Raw genomic sequence first — 20,697 nt, 5'->3', positions numbered from 1 at the left:
CTATTCCCCTCCTTTTGGTGCAACTTCATGTTTGGCTACAAATTTATCATAAGGTTTTGTAAAGTGTTTTGCATTAAAATCTTGATAAATTTTTTCTTTTACAGCTTTGAAAACATTTTTACGTGCTTTTTTCTCAGCTTTAAAGATTTCGATAATGTCATTGTGTTTATTAAGACCTAATTCTTCTTTAAATCTTAATAACTCAAATTTACGTTTAGAAATTTCATCATACATAGCCATTTTTTCTTCTGTAGATGCTTTCTTTTTACTTGCAATAAGTTTAGCAACAAAGTTTTCATATTCTTTTTCATGGTATTTGTACTCAATCATACGATCTTTATTACCGTTTTTGATTAATGCAAGTTCATGTTTATGTGTTAAATAGTGATATTTCTTGTATTCAGCAATATAATCATCAACATAATCATTATTAATTTTGTTAATTCTATCAAGAAGTTCTTTCTTAAGTTGTGATTCTTTGTTAGAAATATCGTGTCTTGCAGATGCAATCATTTCATGAATACCTTGAGTTCTTACCTTAAGTTCTTCATGTAATTTGATTTTTTCTTCATCTGATTTTGCTGCTTTGATAGCAGAAGCAAATGCAGCTTTGATTTCTCTTAATTTTTGTTCTAAGATAGCAATATCTTTTTGGTGTGTTAAGAAATCATTAAGTTCTTTTTGGTGTTGTGCTTTTACATCTTGAATAAGAATTTGTTTACGTAATGCAAGTTGTTTTAATTCTTTATTAGATGCTTTAAGACCATTTTCGAATTCTTTAAAGAATTTAATTTTGAATAACATTTTTGATCTTTCAAATGCGTCAGCATTTTTCTCATCAATTTCAGTTAAATTATTACGTTTTAAGAATTCTGCTTTGTATTGAGCTAATGCTTTTAAGTAAGCTTTATGTTTAAATGAATGTGAACCTATTTTATGATATGTTTTAAAGTTCATTCAGTATTCTTTTGAGAATAGTAAAACAAGGGCCTTTCTAAGAGCATTTATTGGTCTAAATTTTTCAAGCATAATTGATGTTGCAGCCATAAAGATGATTACCCCAGTAATGATTGGGAAGAAATCTTGACTAATTTGATATTGTGGTGATGCAACTGCGAATCTACTTTGTGATCCATAAATTAATGCATATAAAAGTGATGAACCAACTACACCGACTGGGTTATTTAAAGCAATCAATGCAATAGCAATAGATTCAAAACCAATATTAAGTGGTGCATTAGCACTAGGAATTCTATTTATACCCATAACAATGTAGTAGAAACCACTAATACCAGCTAAACCACCTGATACAGCCATTATTGTAATAGTTGTAATTTTTTCATTAATTCCAACATATTTAGCGTTTGATTTGTTAATACCAATCATCTTGATTTTGTAACCAAGAGTTGTTTTTGAATAAACAAATCATGCACCAATAACAAATACTCCAAGTAATGCAAGACCAAAGTAAATGAAATTTCAAACAATTTCTGTTGGAATTTGTAAAATCTTAGTTCCACCTTGTTCCCCTAAGAATGTGAAAACGTATTCTGAAGGAGTTTCTGGACCAAAGAAAATGTGGTTGTTAATATTGAATAATCAAACTGAAATATAAGTAATAATTCAGTTTAAGAAGATTGTTGAAATAACTTCGTGAACATTAAAGAAAGCTTTTAAGGCACCTGATACAGCACCTGTTAAAGCACCAATAATAATAAATGTTACGAACATACCAACGATAAATTTAGGGTCAACGTTTGATATTGGAACACGTGCAGATATAATAATTGCAAAGAACACAATACCAGGTAATAACATTTGACCAGGAACACCAATGTTGAATAATCCTGATTTAAATGCTACGGCAACGGCTAACCCAGAGAATCCAAAAATAATGAAGTATATTGTTGTACGTTGGAAAACTTGTTTAGCTGTTGAGAATGAAATTAAGTTTTCAATAAAACTTCAAATGTGGATAGGGTTTTGTGCTGATGATTTTGGTAATCCAAGTAAGTAATATAAAACAGAAGCGAATAATAATCCAAATACAACAGCCCAAAGTGATGCATATAATTTTCTTCTTGATGTTTTCTTATCTTCAAACATTAAGAATCTTTTTAATCCGTCAAAAGCAAGAATTGTTTTTGAGACTAAAGATGGTTTAGTACTTGTTTGATCTTTAACCATTATTGTGCACCTCCTTCATTTTTATGAGCCATGTACATACCAATTTCTGTTCTTGTAAGTTGGTTTGCAGGTTTAACAGCAAGGATTTCTCCTGTGTTCATAACAGCAATCTTATCAGCTAATGCTAATACTTCATCAAGCTCATATGAAATAAGTAAAATTGCTTTTCCTGCTTTTTTCTCAGCAATAATTTTTTCATGAATATTTTTAATAGCTCCAACGTCTAATCCACGAGTAGGTTGAAGAATTAAAATAAAGTCATGAGGTGTAAGCATTTCACGTCCAACAATGAATTTTTGTTGGTTACCCCCTGAAAGAGAACGTGAAATAGAGTAACCATTTCTTGCTCCACGTACGTCGAATTGATCAATGATATCAGCTGTATCAGTAGTAATGTTTTTAGCATTAAGAACTGTTGCTTTTTGATATCTTTTATCTCAAAGTCTACGTAAAATTGTGTTATTTCTAATGTTATAGTCTAATGCGAGACCATGTTTATGTCTATCACTTGGGATAAATGAAAGACCAAGTTTTGAAATTTCAGTAACTGTTAAGTCACTAATTGTAATATAATCACTTTCTTTTTCTGCGGCAGCGTTTGCATCTGCACTTAATACGAAGAATGTGATAACTGCTAATAAATAAAATACGAATGATGTTGCTACTAATGCAACGAATGGAATAAATAATACTGAGTTTGTAGCATTAATTACATAACTTGAATCTACACTTTGTGCAGATACTAATAATACAATTAATATAACTACAGAAGCAAATGCTGTCAAAATAGATACAACAGATAAAATCGATGATACAACGTTACGACGTTGTTTTGTTTTTTGAATTATCATGTCTGTTTGAGTAGTGTTGTCGCTTTTTTGGTTAAAGAATGTTTTTGTTGTAAGTGACAAGCTTACAATGATTAAGAATAATAAAGCAAATGCAATTGTGAATCCAAAAACAATATAGAAGGATTGCACACTTATAGTTGAATCTTGAGGATTTACTCCGATACCTAAAAAGGCAACGATTAAGCTTAAAACTCCAACAATAAATGTGAATATTGTAAGTGCTTTATAAAGACGAAACTCTTTATTTGTGGTTTGCTTTTTAATGGTTAAGTTAGCAATGTTTTTAACAACTCTTAATTTAGCACCATAAATTTTTAATAATAAAACAATGATGAGAGTGAATCCAAACATAACTAATGAACCACCTAAAACACGGAATAAAGTTTCGATATCTTTTGTTATAGATGGTAAATATAAGAGAATTATCCCAAAATAAAGTGAAATTAATGATGAAATTGTTAATATAACATTTTTCTTCTTACTTTCTTTTGAAACTAAGTTTTCTCTTTCTTTTGTGAATTTTGTTTTCTTAAGTGTAACCTCACCTGAAACAGGTTTTATCATACCTGAGATAACGTATTCAAGGTCTGTTTGCCCATTACCTTCAACTCCGGCAATAGCAACAATTTCACCTTTTCTAACATCTAATGAAACATTCCGTAATGGTTTTTCACCATCTGTAGAAACATTTTTAAGACTTAATACAACTTCATTTTTAGATGTGTCGCTGTATTCGTTTCTAGCTATTTCTACTTCACCTCCAACCATACGTTCAGCCATTTCTTCAATTGAAACGTCTGCAACACGGAAATTACCTTTAATTTGACCGTGTCTTAAAACAGTTGCGTTGTTTGCAACTTCTTTAATTTCCGCAAGTTTGTGGGAAATAAATAAAATGGTTTTTCCTTGTTCTCTAAAAAGTTTAAATGTGTTTAAAAGACCTTGAATTTCTTGGTCTGTTAAAACAGCAGTTGGCTCATCGAAAATAAGAATCTCTGAGTCACGGTAAAGCATCTTCATAATTTCGACTTTTTGTTGAGTCGCAACAGATTCAGTACCTGTCTTTTTGTTGAGATCGAAGTGGAGATTGAACATTTTTTGAATAGTTTTGATTTTTTCAATTGCAGGACCATAGTTAATAACTCTTGTCACATTGTTGTATGTTTCATCACCTAAAACAACGTTTTCTAGGTTAGAATAAACATCAACAAGTTTAAAGTGTTGGTGAACCATACCAATACCAAGTTTGTTGGCATCGTTTGGACCTTTAATTAAAACTTCTTTGTCGTTTACTTTAATAATTCCTTCATCAGGTTCATAAAGACCAAAAAGAATTGACATCAATGTACTTTTACCGGCACCGTTTTCACCGATTAAAGCATGGATTGTTCCTTTTTCTACCGCAAAAGAAATTTCACGGTTGGCTTTAATAGAACCGAATGACTTAGAAATATTTATAAACTCAATAGCATTAGTTCTTTCCATTTTTTCCTTTTCTAAATAAATAATAGTATATATACTATTACCTATATTATATAGGTAAATAGTAATAACTAAGTAAATGAACTTAAAAATATCAAATATTATAAAATATCATGAGTTTTACTACTTTTTATATCTTAAAATTTAGTGATTCAACAGTCAATGATGTCTATTTCAATTTAATATCAAAATATCAATATTTAAAAGCATGTTTTATGAGATAACTTTGGATTTGTGTTTTAGATAATTATTAGTGATTTAAGTACTTAATATTATTCATACTTTTAAGTTTTTTAACTTAATTCTAGAATTAATCGTAATAACCCAATCAACAAAAGTTACAAAATGAATAATATTTGATTGAAACTTTTGAATACAGAAACTCGAAAATAATTAATACTAATCTAATAAACAAAATAGAAAAAATGCACTTAAGGTGCATTTTTTATAAAGATTAATCTAATTATTTTGCATTAATTTGAGCAACAATTCCAGCGATTAATTCTTGCACATTAGGTGCTTCTGTTTCAGATGTTGGCATTACTTTTCTGTTATCCACGTATGTTAAGTTGTCTCCTGTTAAAGCAAGGAATGCAGTTTTAGCATTTTCTAATGCTGTGTTCATAGCAGCTTTATCTGCTTCATCTCCAAGTGTACTTGGTGCATATCCAACTCAATCTTCTTTAAATGTTCCTGCGTGGTCAAATACTTTACCTTCTTCTTTAGTAACGAAGATATCTTTTTCATCTTTTCTGAATAATATGTAAAGTAATGTATCGTAAACAGATTGTGAAATATTTTTAGTAATTGATGTAATAAATTTATCTGCGTTTGATTTGAAAGCAGCAGCTTGGTTAACATCAACTCCGATAATTTTTGTTGAATTATCTTTTGTTGTTTCTAATTTATCAACTAAAAGAGATGTTGCAGTTCCAGCAACTGGTAAGTCAATTTTTGCGTGTGTGCTAAGCATTTTTGCAATAGCCGCATTCATCTTATCGTCAGCTTGGAATCCTGAGTCTAAGTTAACTTTTCCGTCATCTGTTTTAATTTCAATGTTTTTACCTGCAGTGTAAATACCTTTAAGATAACCAACGATGAAGTCTGTTACACCATCGTATGGACCACCTCCAAATACGTATGTTGATCTTTCTGCTTCTGGTTTATCTTTAAGGAAATTGTTAATTGCTTGACCAACAATATATGCTGATTGGTTTACTTTATATGTTAAGAAGTATAAATCTGAATAATTTTTAACATCTTGTGATGCGTTTGATGATAATCCTGCATCAATAACAATGATCTTAACATTTTTAGCTTTTAATTCTTCTAAATGTTGAGGAATAAATGATTCAATTACTGAACCGTGACCAAAACCTGATAATACTCAAACTTGGTTAGCAGGTTTAGAAAGTAAAGCTTCATATGTTGAGTTTAAGTTTTGTGTTGTTGATTCAACCCCTGTAACATCAAGTTTATTACCTAATTGTTCACGTAATGTTCATAATGTTTCCATTGATGATTGGTTAAATGATTTATCAAGCATTTTCCCTGTTTCAGAAACAACTGTAACAGTTGGTAATGTTTGACCTTCTTGAATAGATGAAACAGAAACTGAATCATCTTTTCTAATGTTAGCAATACGATCATTAGGTGCTACATAGTATGGTAAATCTTTGTTTGGGTCAGTTGCACCTGTACCTGGTGCTGGTGTTTCTGGATTATTTGTGTTTTTTTCTTCTGTAGATGAACATCCAGCTGAAGCTGCAAATAATGATGATGCAGCTAAAACTGGCATTGATCCTAATAAGAATTTTTTAAGTTTCATATATCTCCAATAATTATTGTTTAATATCTTGAAAATCTATTTTCAAGCACTCTTATTATAAAGTTTTTTAGGTATAAAAAGATTTTTATATAAGAATTTGTGAAAATTTCCACATTTTAAGTTTTTCTGCATATTTTGCATTTTTTAAACGCAAAATAGCTGTCTACAAGGCTTATAAAATATTTTTCTTGCTTTTTTAGAGAAAGACGAAGAAAAAAATAAGAAAAAGCACACTCAAGGATGTGCTTAATAATCATTTTTTACTTAAAATGTGTACTTTTCAGGATGTTTTTCCATCATTAATTTGATGAATTCTTTTTTATCTATTTCTCCATATTTTTCCATTAATTCTACACATTCATCATACTCAGCTAATGCTCATTCAATGTCTTCAAATCCTTCAACTGATGTGATGCCTTCACGTTTTCAGTTTTTGTATGTGCTAAAGAATGTTTTAACTGTGTCTAAGAATGGAAGTGGTAAATCTTTTAATGAATTAATGTGATCTAAACGATAATCATCTGCATGTACAGCGATTAATTTAGTATCTGTTTCACCATCATCGATCATTTTCATTGCTCCAATGATACGAGCATTTAAAGCAACTCCTGGCATAAATGTTTCTTCTGAGTATAAAAGAACATCTAATTCATCTCCATCTCAGTCTAATGCGTTTGGTACAAAACCATAGTTGCATGGGTAAACAAAATCACCTCTTAAAATTCTGTCAACTTCAATTTGGTTTGTTTTTCTATTATATTCGTATTTGATTTTTGAATTTTTTTGAATTTCTATTTTTACTTGAATCTCTTTTTTCATATAAATATGATAACAAATTTAAATTATTTTAAGATACAAAAAAACTAGCACAGTTTGTGCAATGAAAATTAAAAACAAGGAGAAATTCCTTGTCTATTATTCTTACCACAACACTATGCTTATTCTTTAATTGAATAAGTTTCGTGTGTATCTTCTGGTTGTGTTGTTTTTGCTCCGTTTGAAATTTTCTCAACATTATCTAACTCCATGAAAACACCAATTAATAGTACTATTGAACTAATAATTCCTACTATCATTAAGGTAAATATCATTCGAGTATTTGTCATGTTATTGAAATTAAGATTTTTCATTCTTAATACTTGAATTAAGTTTACTATAACCATTATTTTTACAACTATAAAGCTTGCAAATGCTAAAAGTGAAATAACTAAAAGTGATATTACCGTAGCATAATATGCATAAATACCTTCAATAAACGAAAATAAAATATAGATGAGTATGTATGGAACTAAAATAAATATATCTACTAATGTTAAGATTTTTAATTTATTTAAATTAAATTTATATTGATTCATTTTTTCTATGTCTTGCATAAAATAACTCCTTTAATAAAAATTATTTTGGAATATTAATTATTATTCACTTCTTATAAAATCTAAATTCTGATTTTATACATAAAAAATTATATAAAAACACAAGATAAACTTGTATTTTTTGTGAATAATTCTATATTTTAGTTGTTTTCTTTTTGTTCATCTATATTAAGGCGTTGTTTTCTTAGTTTTGGCGATTCTATCGAAGTAATGATAAATGCTCTGTATAAAAAGTTATTTAATATTCAAAGACTTACTTTGGTTTTTTTAGAAATGACATTATTTGCATATTGATATGCAGGTTTCTTACTTAATGCAATGAATGAATATCTTTTTAAAGTGTAAAGGCCAATTATTACAAATACCACAATATATACCACTCAAAGAGCAGAAAGCAAGAATCATAATATATAATTTTTTTCTGTGCCATATTTTAATATTACAATTACAAAAGTAATAAGACCTGAAACTCATATAACACCTGTTACAACAAACATTGGAATTAAAATTCATTTGGTAAAGTTATTATATTTTGAAACGATTTCTTTACCTTGTTTTTCAATATCAATTTCATCAGCAGAAGATATAATGGCATGTTTTTGAATTTTATCCTTAAATCATGATTTTTCTAAACTAAGATAATATGATCTTATTCGATCATATTTATCATTGTTTCTAAAATATAGTCTTGTTAAAAATCTTAATACTAGAATTACCCATAATAACGCAATAAGCATAAAAGAAGTAGATCAAACTAGAGATATTGAACTAATTTTTTCTATTTTATTATTACGAAACGAAAGTAATCAATGAGTAAGAAACGCATCAGATGTTATTAATGCTAAAGTTCCAAATATTAATGAGATAGCTATATAAACTATAAATTTCTTATGTTTGGGTCCGTAATCTTTTTTATCCATAATTTTTTAAAATCTTCCTTTCATATCTTGGGATGTTTCCATTATTGTGTTATATCTGGGTTTGACAATATTCAAAATTAAATTAATAAGAAATGATCTTTTGTATTTATCGATTTGTTCCTTATATTGATTATGATTTGGGTCATCTGAAAATAATATAGTGGAAACCTTAGTTATTCCATACGCTACATATACACTTATCACAATAAATACCAGACCTAAGAGAATATAAGCAGCATTTGCAGATCATAATGACAAGGTTCAAATTGTTGTGATCGGCATTGTTATAACAGTGATAGAAGTTAAAATTATAAGGGGGAAGGAAAATAATGTAGGTTTTACATTTTTAAATATTATATCAACATTAACATCTGTTTGCAAAAAAATGCAAAATTAACTGGAATGTGGAACATGTTTTATTAAAGGTTGTAATTAAACCTACACATCATTATAAATGATGTGTATTTTCTTATTTACTCTTTAATGCGTCATGTACTACATGTTGTATTGAATATATTCTATTCATTAGTGCGTCATTTACTATGGCTAATTGAATATACTCTGTTATATAAAGCAATACCTGCTATTTAATGCTAACCCCCCAATTTGAAATAATCAGGGATGATATTAAAGACAAGAGCAATATATTTATTCTAAATATATTTATCGCGCATAATGCACGCGTGATACCACAATTCCTTAAATATTCAAATTAATTATTTCAATAATGATTGTAATTTATCTCATTTCAAAGAATTGGTTCATAAGTAATTTCTGCTGTTTCCCTGATTTCATTAACTAGTGATTTAAAATTCAAGAAGTTGCATTTTTCACTTTTATTGATACTGATTAAATTGAATATTGTATTTAATGAAAATGTTGAATATCTCTTTTTGTATAATGATTTAAATAAACTTACAGATGATTCAGACTGTGCTGTAATGTTATTTACATTGAATTTTAAGTCTTTGCAATTGTTATTTATGAATTTCAAGAATGCTTTTATGTTATTTTTTGTGTTCTTATTGTTAAATTCATAAGTTAATAGTTGTAGTAATTTGTCTATGAATTCATCTTTGTTTTCAATTGAATTTTGCAGTCATTTCCATACTGGTTGATTATCAATTAAGAGTTTTTCTTTAACATCATTCTTAATGATAAATATTGGTTTTTTGAATATGAAATTGAAATGTTTAATAAAGTGAAAGTGATCATAAATATGTTCTGCATTCAATAATTTTGCTAAATTTTTGAAGTAAACTGCACCATCACTTAAAAGGTATAATTTGGTGTTTGTGTCTATAACATAATACTTTTGAATAATAGTCATTATTAATTCTGCTCTTGATTTGTTTGTAAGCTTCTCTTTGTCTTGTGAAGTGTATGTTTCATATGTATAAATTGGACTTTCATTTTTATCTGAGAATATTTTTATGATCTTACTATTTGTTTTGCTGACCTTATTATTTCCCCTTGCTTTACCATAACAATCATCAATTGAGATATAAATTGTATTTGCATATTGTTTCTTTATCTCTATATTGCTTGTTTGGTTAAATAAGTCATATTTGTTTGCATAATATTTACATAAATTTCAACTGATCTTAACAAATTTGTTTCTGATTAAACCACAGTATTGATAAAAACTATCAATAACTAGTTTGGTATCATAAGTTCTATGAAATAGATGTATATATTTTTCTGGATAATATCTCTTGAAGTGCTTTTTACCATTAACATAGTAGTAATACTCATAAATTACAAATTCATATACATTGTTGTTTTGTCCTATTATCTTTCTTACTATTCTTTTGTTAATATTTAGTTTTTGTTCCCTTCTTTCATCTGAGTTTTTGAACTTTTCAGATAATGCTGTTATCTCATCACAAGATAATTTGTTAATGTATTCTATTTCTTTTATATTTCTTTCATTCATATTCAAATTTTACTAAATAAACCTTAAAATAAGTGCTGTTCCACATTTTGTGAAACTATTTTCACATAAATAAGAATAAAAAAATACATAAGAATTAATAATCTTATGTATGTGATATTAAGTTATTCTCCTGTTGTTGTTTCAGGTTTTAATCAAAGTCTGTTGAAGTGATTTGATTCAATATCTTTTGATGTAATATTGTAAATTAAAAGTAAATTCTTATCTTTTTGAATATATTTATGGTTATTTTCATTAGAATCTGGTGCTGCTGAAACTATTTTAACAATAGAATTTTCAAGGAAGTTCTTAACTTTTTGTCTTGCTACCATTAATTTAGCATCATCATTTGCATCTTTTGGTAGTGTTTCAATTGCTCCAAATACTGGTTTATAGAATTCATTAAATAATGCTGTTTTAAATTTTGCTTCTTTTTTGTTTTCTGCACTAAATCTACCTGATGTAGGAAATACAAACTCATCTTCTTCATTTAAAATGTAATTTAAAGGCATTAAAAACTTGTTGTATAGATTTATACCAAAAGTATAAATTGCACGCTGATTTGAAGGTTGTAAGTAGTCTTTACGACCATGTAATGCTATTTCATATGAATCAGGTCATTCATCATAGAAGAAGTATTTTTTACCATCTTCATTAATGTAGTTTAAATAGATAGTTGGGTCAATCACACTAGAAACTGCTCCAATTAATGCTGATAAAAGTGTTCTAAAACCATTTTCATAATTGTTTTTAGCATAGAATTCTTGTAATTTTGTGTTTGTTTTATCATCTAATAACTCAATAAAGGTTTTTGTTGGGTCTTTTTTAAGCATTGAGAGCACTATTTTGAAATCTACATAGTGTTTTAATAGTGTAAGACCTTTACTCATTACATTTGAGTTTAAAATAGCCTTAAATGGTGCTAAAACAAGTGTTGAATTGTAAAATAGCATTGGAGATCATTCTTTTGTTTCTGTTTGATATTCCTGTGGGAATACACCAATATAATTTCTGTTATCTATTTTTGTTAATGATGAATAAGGGTATTTATAGTTGTATCATTTATTAACATAAAGATAATCAGAAGGTGCAACTCCTGGAACTGGATCAAGTGAAAGTAATCTTCTTTCTCTTGAACTATCACTTGGACTTATTTTAACTCTATCTTGTATGAAGTGTCTATCTTGTCTTTCATAGAAGTTTCTTGAAACTTTATACATATCATAATATGAAATTCTTTTATAACTTCCTTCTTCTTCTGTTAAGTCAGCATCTCTATATTTATGTCAGTTTGCAGCACGATCTGAGACATCTTTTTTGATTTCTGTCTCTTTGCTATCACGTTCTAATGGAACAATTCCATGATACATTGAAGCATAAGCTGAAGTAAATGTATAGAAATCACCAAATACTTGAATAATTGTGTCTAAGTCATATGTTCTAGCATTAACTCATTCTATACCTAATCTAGTTCTTGGTGGTTCAATGTTTATAGTTTCATAACTACTTTGTCCTGATTTTAATTTAAGTAATCTTTTTTGAATGGTTTCAACACTATTTGGTAAGTTATCTGCTTGTAATATGTAATCATAATATTTGCTAATTCCTGAATAATATCAAATAGTAGGTGCATGTTTTAAGATGAACTTCCATGTTTCTTGTGGTGTTGGGGGTTCAGCGGGTATAATATGTGCTAAAAATGTACCAGCAGCATGAAATGCTTGAGGATTTACATCAAATTGATTTGCTGATGTATAAATACTATTGAAATTGTTAATTACATCAATTGGGTTTACCTGATTTGTTGTGTTTGAATTTGGTTCAGGTGGTGTTGAAGGTGTCTCCTTTTTTGTTTCTGGGGGTGTTGAAGGTGATTTGGGGTCTTGTTTATCTTTTGGTTCTTTTCTATATTTTAAAAAGTACTTATTAAGTGTTTCACAAGACACTGATATCAATGGAAGAAGCACAACAGGTGCTCCTAAACTGATAAATTTTAATCATTTTTTATTTCTTTTCATAATATAAATTATATTAAATTCAAAGGAATTGTGAGTTTTTCCAGTTTCAATTTCCACATTTTAAACATCATTCATTTTACAAATTACATAGATTTCATTTTACATTTTGCATAAGCTTTGACTTTATATTTTCACAAAATGTTATTTATTGTGAAAACCATAAAAAAACAATGCAAATTCTTATGCATTCATAAAAACAATCATTAATTTGATATAACTATAATAAAGAGAAAAATAAAATAATCGGAGAAATTAATGAAAAAAATAAATATTACACTTGCAAGAGCAGATTTTCAGAATATTGATGAATTTGTTAATATATATAAAAGTTCATTGATAAATTTTAATAGTGAAACATGCAATTGAGAATTTCATAGTAAATTCTATCAACCAGCAGAAATTTTATTTAAAATACACAGTATACAGTTCAATGAAATGAAAAATGTTGAAAATTACATAAAAAAGAGTTTTGAAGACAATATAATACCAAAAGCATTTGCTGCTGCAAAAGCAGTTAAAGCAATATCAAAAGATCCAAATGATTTTCAATATGTAGATCCAAATGCAAAAATAATAGATAAAGTAAAACAGGTTGTAAATATATATTCATACAAGGAGCAATGAAGTGTTTTTGATTTTGTTACAGACATATTTATATCAGTTTTAAACTCTCATTTGCTAAAAAATGGGAATAAAAGATTTTCATTTTCATTATTAAAAGTAATGCTTTTTGATTTTGGTTTTTATTTTAAGTGAAGTTCTAATGTTAAGAATTCAAGTTTTCTTGAAGAATATAATAAAAATATAGAAAATGAAATAGCTTGTTTTGAATTTCAATTATCAAATGCTAAAATAGCAGATCTATTTGAAAATAGTCAAGATTTTAAAAATCAAAACCCTACATGTTTCAAAAAATTATCTAAAGAAAAAGAATTAGATATTAAAGAAAGACAAGAAAAAACACGAACTGAAATCAAAAAATGATTACTTAATAAAATAATTATTGGTTATTAATGAGAAAAAGATAAAATTTATTTACAAAGAAAGAAGTTAATATGATTCCAAAGAGCAAGAACAAAGTTATTATAAGTGTTGATTCTGGTTGAACTACACCTGAAGAATTAGATGAAAGATTAGAAAGAGAAAAAAGAGAAAGACCAGAAGAATATGCTGCATTTGTTGATTTAATGCAAAGATTATCAAAAATGTAATTTAAAATAATTATTTAACTAAGTATTTAATGTAAGATGGATCCTTTTCAGTAAGCATAATCCATCTTTTTTTATGAATTTTTTAATATAAACAATAAATGTCTTTTATGCTAGAATATTTATGTGTGATTGAGAAATCAATAAGTAGCACATTATACTTGCTAGCATCGCCACACATTAATAAAATAAGGTTGCTATGTCTTAAGGTGGGGGTTATTGTGAACCATAACCCATCATTTTTTTTATAAAATTTTGGAAATTCCAAACTGAATTCAAATTAAAAAACAACATTTAAATGTTGCCTTTGTCTTATTTGATAATTTCTTAATTTAAAAACCTTTTTATTTTATATAACTGAGATGTTTTTATGGAAATGATATCAGAAATTAATAAATCAAGATAAAAAAATAATGATACAATATTTATGTGTGAATTAGTAGTGTTTTAAAACATGAAAATTAAATGGAACAACCTGTTTGCAAGCATCGCCACACATTAATAAAATAAGGTTTCATTGCATCAAGTATGGGGTGCTGTTGTTAGCAATATACACTCATCATTTTTTATAATATATTAAGATATAAATTTAAATATATAAAAGAATACTCACTACATAAATGTGTAGTGAGTTTATTTTTTAATGCTATTTCTTAGAGTTTTTCATCATTTTGAATGGTTTCTGTTTCTGCTTGAATTATTCCATCAAAATTTTGAATTGGTGTTTTATCTCTTAATGAATCAAGAACATATAATGCTGTCTTTTTCATTGTTCTAAAAATTCTATTTAAGGTCATCTCACTTAGTTTTAATTCAAGTAATTTATTATAGTCTTCATTTACTATTGCTTTGCATAAATCAATTAAATCATTATCTCTAAGTATTGTTAGTGCTTTGTATGGTGAGATGTCTTTTGGTTGAGTTAATTGCTGAAACATTATATTTTCATTAAATGTTCTGAAACCATATATGTCCTTTTGAATTTCAGTAATATATACTTTTTGTTTCTCTCATGGTATAAAATGTTCTGAATTAATTACATTAATTACATAACCAACATTATTAACATCCATTGTAATTTTGTTGTGTTTTGATGGAAACACTGTTCCTTTGTAGTATATTTTCATGTTTTTCCTTTATTTAAAGTAGGTTTTATTTAAAACTTCAATTTCATTTTCAATTTGTTTAATTGTTTTTGTATTTTCTGGGTTATTTTGCTTTTGAATTGCAATTAATTTCTTTGTTAATTTACGTTTCTTTTTGATTATTTTCAATTGTAAGAATAAATAGATTATTGATACAAAAGAAAAGATTGTAGCAATTGTAATAATAGTTATCACAATAACAATTTGTGCTGTATCAAATAGGTATCAACTATTAACTAAGTCAATGATTGCATATGGTATAAACATAATAAAAATTGCACCTACAATTCATAACCAAAAGAATTTCATTCTCATAGGTTTTTTTCATTTATTCATTAGAATACCTTTACCTTTCTTTGTCTTTTATTTAGTGTAAATACTGTTGCTATTCCACCTGATAGTATTATTATTCCAAGTACAACAGATGAAATTCATATAATCCTTTCTTTTGCTGCTTCTTCCTGCTTTTTGAATGGATTAAAATCTTTGCTAGTGTAAAAATCTATTGTAAAGTTATTTCCACCTGTTAATATAGTTGAGTTTTTCTTTGCTCTAAAATTAAGTAGTTTGGTATTTTCATAGTAATCTTTACCATTAATTAATTTTTGTTTCTCTTTTTTGTTGATAACTTTAAAAAACTCATCATCAAATTCAGGTAGTTCAATTTGATTGATAATTTCTGACTTTATTTTTTCATCAAAATTAAATACTTCAACAATATTTTTCACAATTTCTTTAACAATTTCAACTTTAATATCATCTAAATATTCATTATTTATAAAAAACTGAATATTTTTAAACTTATATTTTGATAAGTCAATTTTGTTAGCTAAATGAATTGGGTTTTTATCACCACCATTTGGCGTTTCCGCATCATTGTTTTTTTCTTTTGTCCCTTTATCATTGGGTTTTTGGTTATTTTCATTGCCGTTTCCAGCGTCATTATTATTGGTGTTTGAGTGATTATCATCACCATTATTTATTCCACTATCACCATTTTTTCCTGGATTTCCATTAGCTGTTTCTTCATCTCCTTCATCATCACCATTGGTATTTGTTGTACCAGAATCATCTGTAAAATCATCATCTGGTGTAGTTTTGAATGTGTTATCATTTAAATTTTCTGGATCAATATTACTAAAAACATAAATTGGTAAATTATAAGTACCAGTTATAGATCTAAATGGTGAAACAAAGTTGGTTGATGTTTTTAATAGGTAGAAACTTTCATTTAAACTTGTTTCCTTATTGAAAATACCTTCTTTTAATGTTTCAGTATCTTGTCCCTGATATTTATTTGTGAGTTTTAAACCATCATAAATACCTTGTATTAGGTTATCAATGGTAGCATTTGGGAAAAAGTGTGAAAACAGTTTTATGGTTTCAACTTTATTTTTGCTTATTTTTAATGCTTGTTGATCTAAAAAACTTCATAAGTAATATAAAATTTTCTTTCTATGACTATTTTTAAGTTTTTTAGCATATTCTAATCACTCTTTAAATTTGTCTAATGAATTATTTAAAAACCTAAATTTATCTGGTTGCAGTGAAATTTTGTTGTACTCTCTTATTTTTGAACGAAAGAAATCATTTATTTTTTCTCAGGTAAATAAATTATTTTCATCACTTAAAATAATCTTAAATGGTTCCATATCAGAAAGTAATTCTGATAATGTTCCATCATAAATTGTCTTTCTATGGTTAGAAATAGTGAAACTCTTTCTTGCTTTTGGTACTCAGTACTTAAAAATTCTTTCTAATACTTCATAATTTTTCATTGCTTCTTGATATTCAACTTTGAATTCAGGTGTTTTGAATTGGTTGATTAATTCAGGTTTAGGTAAATTAAAGTTAGGTAAATTGGTTTTATCACTATTAGCATTTATTTTGCTCTTATTAGCAAAGATATATTTAAGTTGTTCTATTAATATATCATCTCTGTTTAATGCATTTAAAGGCCTTAAAACAAGGTTTTTAAGCAATGTTTTAACTCCTTCATCTTTTATTTCATCATCTGATAAATATTTTGTGTATTCATCAGTTGTTAAAAGACTTAAATTATCATTGATATTTTGTATGTAAAAGTCTCTTAAATAGTTAAGGTTAAAGTTATATGACTTGTTATCAATATATGTATTCATTACAAAGTTATTAAACAATGCAGGATCATTCAATTTTGCAACAAGTTCATCTCTGGTTAAATTATCATATGATAAGTTCTTAATGCTTTTTAAAAATGCAAATGGGTTTGAGAAGTTTGGTAGTTCTAAATCAATTCTTGAATCAGATTGATAGAACACCATATTTTCATTTTCTACTTCAATTTCATTATTAAGATAAATATAAATGCTCTTTGCTGTTAAATTAATTTCTGGTTTTAATGCATTGATAATATCTCTAAGTTGAATTTCCTTGGTTCCAAGGTGTATTTCTGTTGTATCAAATGCATTTTGTTGATATGTTTCACCATTAATTGTTATGTTTAAGATATTCTCTTTAATATAATCAATAATTTCCTTCAAACCAGTTTCATTGTTTCAATCATTAAAAGTTTTGTTTTCTAAAAACTCTTTAATTTTGCCCTTATCAATTTCTGCTTTTATAGGTCATTTAACCTTATAACCAAGTGCTGAAAGGAATGGTGTTAAATCAACAGTATGATTATTTCTATTCATATTAAATCTAATAACGGTTTGGTTTGGATCTAGATTATATTTGAATGAAAAGTCATATGTATAAATGCTTTCATTTGGTTGTCTTACTTCAATATTTTTATCATTAACATTATTTAAATATTCAAAAGTTTCTGGTTTTAATATTTCATTTGAAATAGGTTCAGATGAAAAATAACTATAAATATTCTTAACTTCTTTGTTGTTTTGAATTTTTGTTTCTAGAAATTGCTTAAATAATTCTAAAAATTCATTAAGTTCTGGTTTTGATGATAAGTTATTAGGTGTTAAATTCCCTAAAACACTCCTTAAAGGAGTAGATAAATTTCAATTATCTATTGGTAATTCACTATTTGTTTGTTCCTTGAATAATGGCTGATCTCTTAAAATAAGCTTATTGTTTTTAATCAACTCATCAAAAAAGAATTCTCTTAATAATTCTGATGTATTTAACTCTTTAAAATTAACATTAAAGACTACATTATTGTAGAATAAGAAGTTTTCATATTCAATTACTAAGTCTGAATAACTCATACTTTCAATATCTAATGACTTATTTTTTGTATATTCTCTAAAAGGAGTAAGGAATTTTGAATTTGCTAAATTATTTACTAATTTTGCATTTCTTAATTCATTAAATGCCTTATCCAGAATGTTTTGCTGTTCTCTTTGCTTGAATTTTTGGTTTGTTTGGTAAATTAAATAATACTTAGTTAATCCTGTTTTTTGTGTTGCACTTAAAAGATATCAACCATTTGCTCTTGGACTTGTAAAATATAATATCTTTTCACTTTCATTAGGTAATGAAAACTTAGAATTCCTTATTTTACTATCATTTAATTCGCTTAAATTATTCCCTAAGTAAAAACCATCAATTCTATCAAAACCTTCTCCAAAATTGAGAACTAAACCATTATCAGCAAAGATTGTTTTTGCTATGATGGAATTCCTTTCTTCTGCAAAGTATTCTGAAAGTTTGTTTTCTTCTAATTTTGTAATTGTAGGTCATAAATTTAGATCTTGAATGTGTTTGTAAAAAGAACTGTTTAAAGTCCAGATTTGCTCGTATGTACCTGTTTTAGCATTAATTTTAGGGTCATAATCAGGGTTTGGTATTAAATTACCATCTACATCTTGAATTTCCTTAAAATTAGTATCAATTATGTATGGATTTATCTTTTGTGCTTGATTTAAATTAACTGTTGGGTCTCAACTATGCAATTTAAATTCAATTTCATCAAAAACTGTATTTACTTTTGCTGATTTAAACAAGTCTTCAGTAATGGTGTAAATTTTAAAATTATCTCTATTAATTTCACCATTCTCTTCTCTATGATATACCTTAACTTGTATCTTTAATTTCTTATCATTGGGTAAAACATTATATGTAAAACCTGTTAATGAAACTGGTATTACTTTATCATTGATAAGCAATTCTTCATTTCTTTTAACACTTAATGGTAGGTTTATAACTGCTTGTGAGAAAAATGTTATTGATGGTTGTTCTAACTGTGAAATTTGATATTGATCTGATGGTTTTTCACCACCTGAAACTTGATCATCACTTTTAGGTGCAAGAACATTCAGTGAAAATATCTTTTGTAATGATGTTTCATTATTCACTATTTTTGGTACATTAATAGTTAATCTTTCTCATCAATTGGTATCATAGTATGAGTAATTAGGTACTAAATGAACTCTTACACCACTTTCATTATTGTAATAATTGTATTTAACAATAACTTCTGGTTCCTTCTGGAACTTGAATTCAAAATTTGCTGTTCCAAAAGTCTCTTTTAGAATTTCATATATCTTTAATTGATTAACATTTTTACCAAAATTAGAAACATAATCAACAAATGCATCATAATCTACCTGAAAGTATCATTCATTATTGATTTTATTAAGTCCCCTTGCATTAAAGAATTGATTAAATGCATATTCTTTCATATCTGCTTCATCAATGTAGTTTATTGTTGTAGTGAATTCTAAGTTTCTAAGGTTTCTTTCTCTTGCACTAGGTGTAATTCATAAACTATTAGGCAAGGGTCTTTCCACCTTCATTGTTATAGGGTTATTAGATTGCACTAAATATTGATTTTGTTTATGTCTGTATGCTGTTTTTAGATCATTGTATAAGTTTAATTTGTAGAAACTATTAAGCATAGCATCTTTTAAATCATGTACTTCATCATTTTGAAGAAAACTAAAATTTTCAGATCCATCAGAAGTAATTATTAATCCACCTGATGGGTAAAAAGGTCTTATAGAAGTTCAAAACTCATTATTTTGAATGGTAATTGTTGCATTTTCTGGTGTGTTATTTCTGCTTCAATCAGGGTTTGTTTGCTTTGAAAATAACTTTCATTGATTATTTGCGGAATTTTGTTTATAACTATATGTTAGGTATTTTGGTATATATGATGAAGTAAATTTGTTGTTTGTCTCATTGAAATTTACACCAAATACTGTTGCTCTGATTTGTTCTGATCTTATTTTTTCAGATAATTCTGGAATATTACTTAAATTTAATGCTTTTTTAGGTTTATTATTAGCAACATTGAAAATGTCTTGGTTAGAAACATCATAAAACTTTAAGTTTCCTTTGAAATTAAGTCAAAAACTATCAAAAGATAATACTTCTACATTATCATTCAATAATGAATATATTTTGTCTCTTTCTTCATCTAAATCAAAATACCTTGGATTTACAAAGTCAATCTCATTACCTGTGTTAATGTATGGTGTAGCATCTGTATTTTCAGTTGAAATGTGATTTTCATTAATTAACTTATATTCATTTTCTCTTGGCCCTAAAATAACATTTTCAGGAAAAGCATCATGAAACATTTTTAACAAACTATCATAAGTAAAATCTTTTGTAAATTCTATATCATCAGGTGTTTCAGGACTAAATGTATCAGTTGGAACATATGAAATTGTACTGATAGCTGTTATTATAGGAATTTGTAATAATGAAGTTAAAATTAACTTTTTATTTTTCATTTTTACTCCTTAAAATTAGTAAATTTCTTTTATTTTTAAATAAAAAACTACTTGCATAGTTTCTTATTTTCTTA

At 26.9% G+C, this 20,697-nt stretch carries 13 protein-coding genes; 2 read left to right on the top strand and 11 right to left on the bottom strand.

Annotation, left to right across the window (positions count from 1 at the left end; all coding sequences use genetic code 4):
* The 8 genes from H9M94_RS02885 to H9M94_RS02850 all read right to left on the bottom strand — a co-directional run bounded on the left by H9M94_RS02885 (nucleotide 1) and on the right by H9M94_RS02850 (nucleotide 12,592).
* Entirely contained in the window at nucleotides 1–2,187 is a 2,187-nt protein-coding gene (locus tag H9M94_RS02885) for an ABC transporter permease (protein ID WP_187469448.1), read from the bottom strand.
* The gene (locus tag H9M94_RS02880; RefSeq protein ID WP_187469447.1) at nucleotides 2,187–4,523 is read right to left on the bottom strand and encodes an ATP-binding cassette domain-containing protein; all 2,337 of its coding nucleotides are present in this window, start codon (nucleotides 4,521–4,523) and stop codon (nucleotides 2,187–2,189) included. Before H9M94_RS02880 ends, H9M94_RS02885 begins: the two co-directional genes overlap by 1 nt.
* 460 nt (nucleotides 4,524–4,983) lie before the next feature.
* Entirely contained in the window at nucleotides 4,984–6,348 is a 1,365-nt protein-coding gene (locus H9M94_RS02875; RefSeq protein WP_187469446.1) for a BMP family ABC transporter substrate-binding protein, read from the bottom strand.
* 264 nt (nucleotides 6,349–6,612) lie between these two features.
* Nucleotides 6,613–7,167, bottom strand: a complete 555-nt coding sequence (locus tag H9M94_RS02870) for an inorganic diphosphatase (protein ID WP_187469445.1) — start codon at nucleotides 7,165–7,167, stop codon at nucleotides 6,613–6,615.
* A gap of 119 nt (nucleotides 7,168–7,286) precedes the next feature.
* Nucleotides 7,287–7,721, bottom strand: coding sequence for a hypothetical protein (locus H9M94_RS02865; protein WP_187469444.1), 435 nt, complete (start codon nucleotides 7,719–7,721; stop codon nucleotides 7,287–7,289).
* Nucleotides 7,722–7,861: 140 nt separating this feature from the next.
* Nucleotides 7,862–8,641, bottom strand: coding sequence for a hypothetical protein (locus H9M94_RS02860; protein ID WP_187469443.1), 780 nt, complete (start codon nucleotides 8,639–8,641; stop codon nucleotides 7,862–7,864).
* Between the two features lie 712 nt (nucleotides 8,642–9,353).
* The gene (locus tag H9M94_RS02855; protein WP_187469442.1) at nucleotides 9,354–10,577 is read right to left on the bottom strand and encodes an Mbov_0401 family ICE element transposase-like protein; all 1,224 of its coding nucleotides are present in this window, start codon (nucleotides 10,575–10,577) and stop codon (nucleotides 9,354–9,356) included.
* A gap of 122 nt (nucleotides 10,578–10,699) precedes the next feature.
* Nucleotides 10,700–12,592, bottom strand: coding sequence for a hypothetical protein (locus tag H9M94_RS02850; protein ID WP_187469441.1), 1,893 nt, complete (start codon nucleotides 12,590–12,592; stop codon nucleotides 10,700–10,702).
* Between the two features lie 255 nt (nucleotides 12,593–12,847).
* Between H9M94_RS02850 and H9M94_RS02845 the strand changes: the two genes are divergently transcribed.
* Nucleotides 12,848–13,606, top strand: coding sequence for a type II toxin-antitoxin system death-on-curing family toxin (locus H9M94_RS02845; RefSeq protein ID WP_187469440.1), 759 nt, complete (start codon nucleotides 12,848–12,850; stop codon nucleotides 13,604–13,606).
* Between the two features lie 41 nt (nucleotides 13,607–13,647).
* The gene (locus tag H9M94_RS02840) at nucleotides 13,648–13,803 is read left to right on the top strand and encodes a hypothetical protein (RefSeq protein ID WP_187469439.1); all 156 of its coding nucleotides are present in this window, start codon (nucleotides 13,648–13,650) and stop codon (nucleotides 13,801–13,803) included.
* 650 nt (nucleotides 13,804–14,453) lie between these two features.
* On the opposite strand, the gene H9M94_RS02835 is transcribed toward H9M94_RS02840, so the two are convergent.
* Genes H9M94_RS02835 through H9M94_RS02825 form a run of 3 tightly spaced genes read right to left on the bottom strand, consistent with a single transcriptional unit; the run spans nucleotide 14,454 to nucleotide 20,623 of the window.
* Nucleotides 14,454–14,927 carry a hypothetical protein gene (locus H9M94_RS02835; protein WP_187469438.1) on the bottom strand — a complete coding sequence of 158 codons (474 nt, stop codon included), beginning with the start codon at nucleotides 14,925–14,927 and terminating at the stop codon, nucleotides 14,454–14,456.
* A 9-nt stretch (nucleotides 14,928–14,936) separates the two neighbouring features.
* Nucleotides 14,937–15,281, bottom strand: a complete 345-nt coding sequence (locus H9M94_RS02830) for a hypothetical protein (RefSeq protein WP_187469437.1) — start codon at nucleotides 15,279–15,281, stop codon at nucleotides 14,937–14,939.
* Entirely contained in the window at nucleotides 15,281–20,623 is a 5,343-nt protein-coding gene (locus H9M94_RS02825) for a hypothetical protein (protein ID WP_187469384.1), read from the bottom strand. Before H9M94_RS02825 ends, H9M94_RS02830 begins: the two co-directional genes overlap by 1 nt.
* Nucleotides 20,624–20,697 lie beyond the last annotated feature (74 nt).

The organism is Mycoplasma sp. Pen4 (assembly GCF_014352955.1).
Classification (GTDB): Bacteria; Bacillota_I; Bacilli_A; order Mycoplasmatales; family Metamycoplasmataceae; genus Mycoplasmopsis.
The sequence above is the reverse complement of the archived record's forward strand: the minus strand, read 5'-3'. Positions and strand labels throughout refer to the sequence as shown.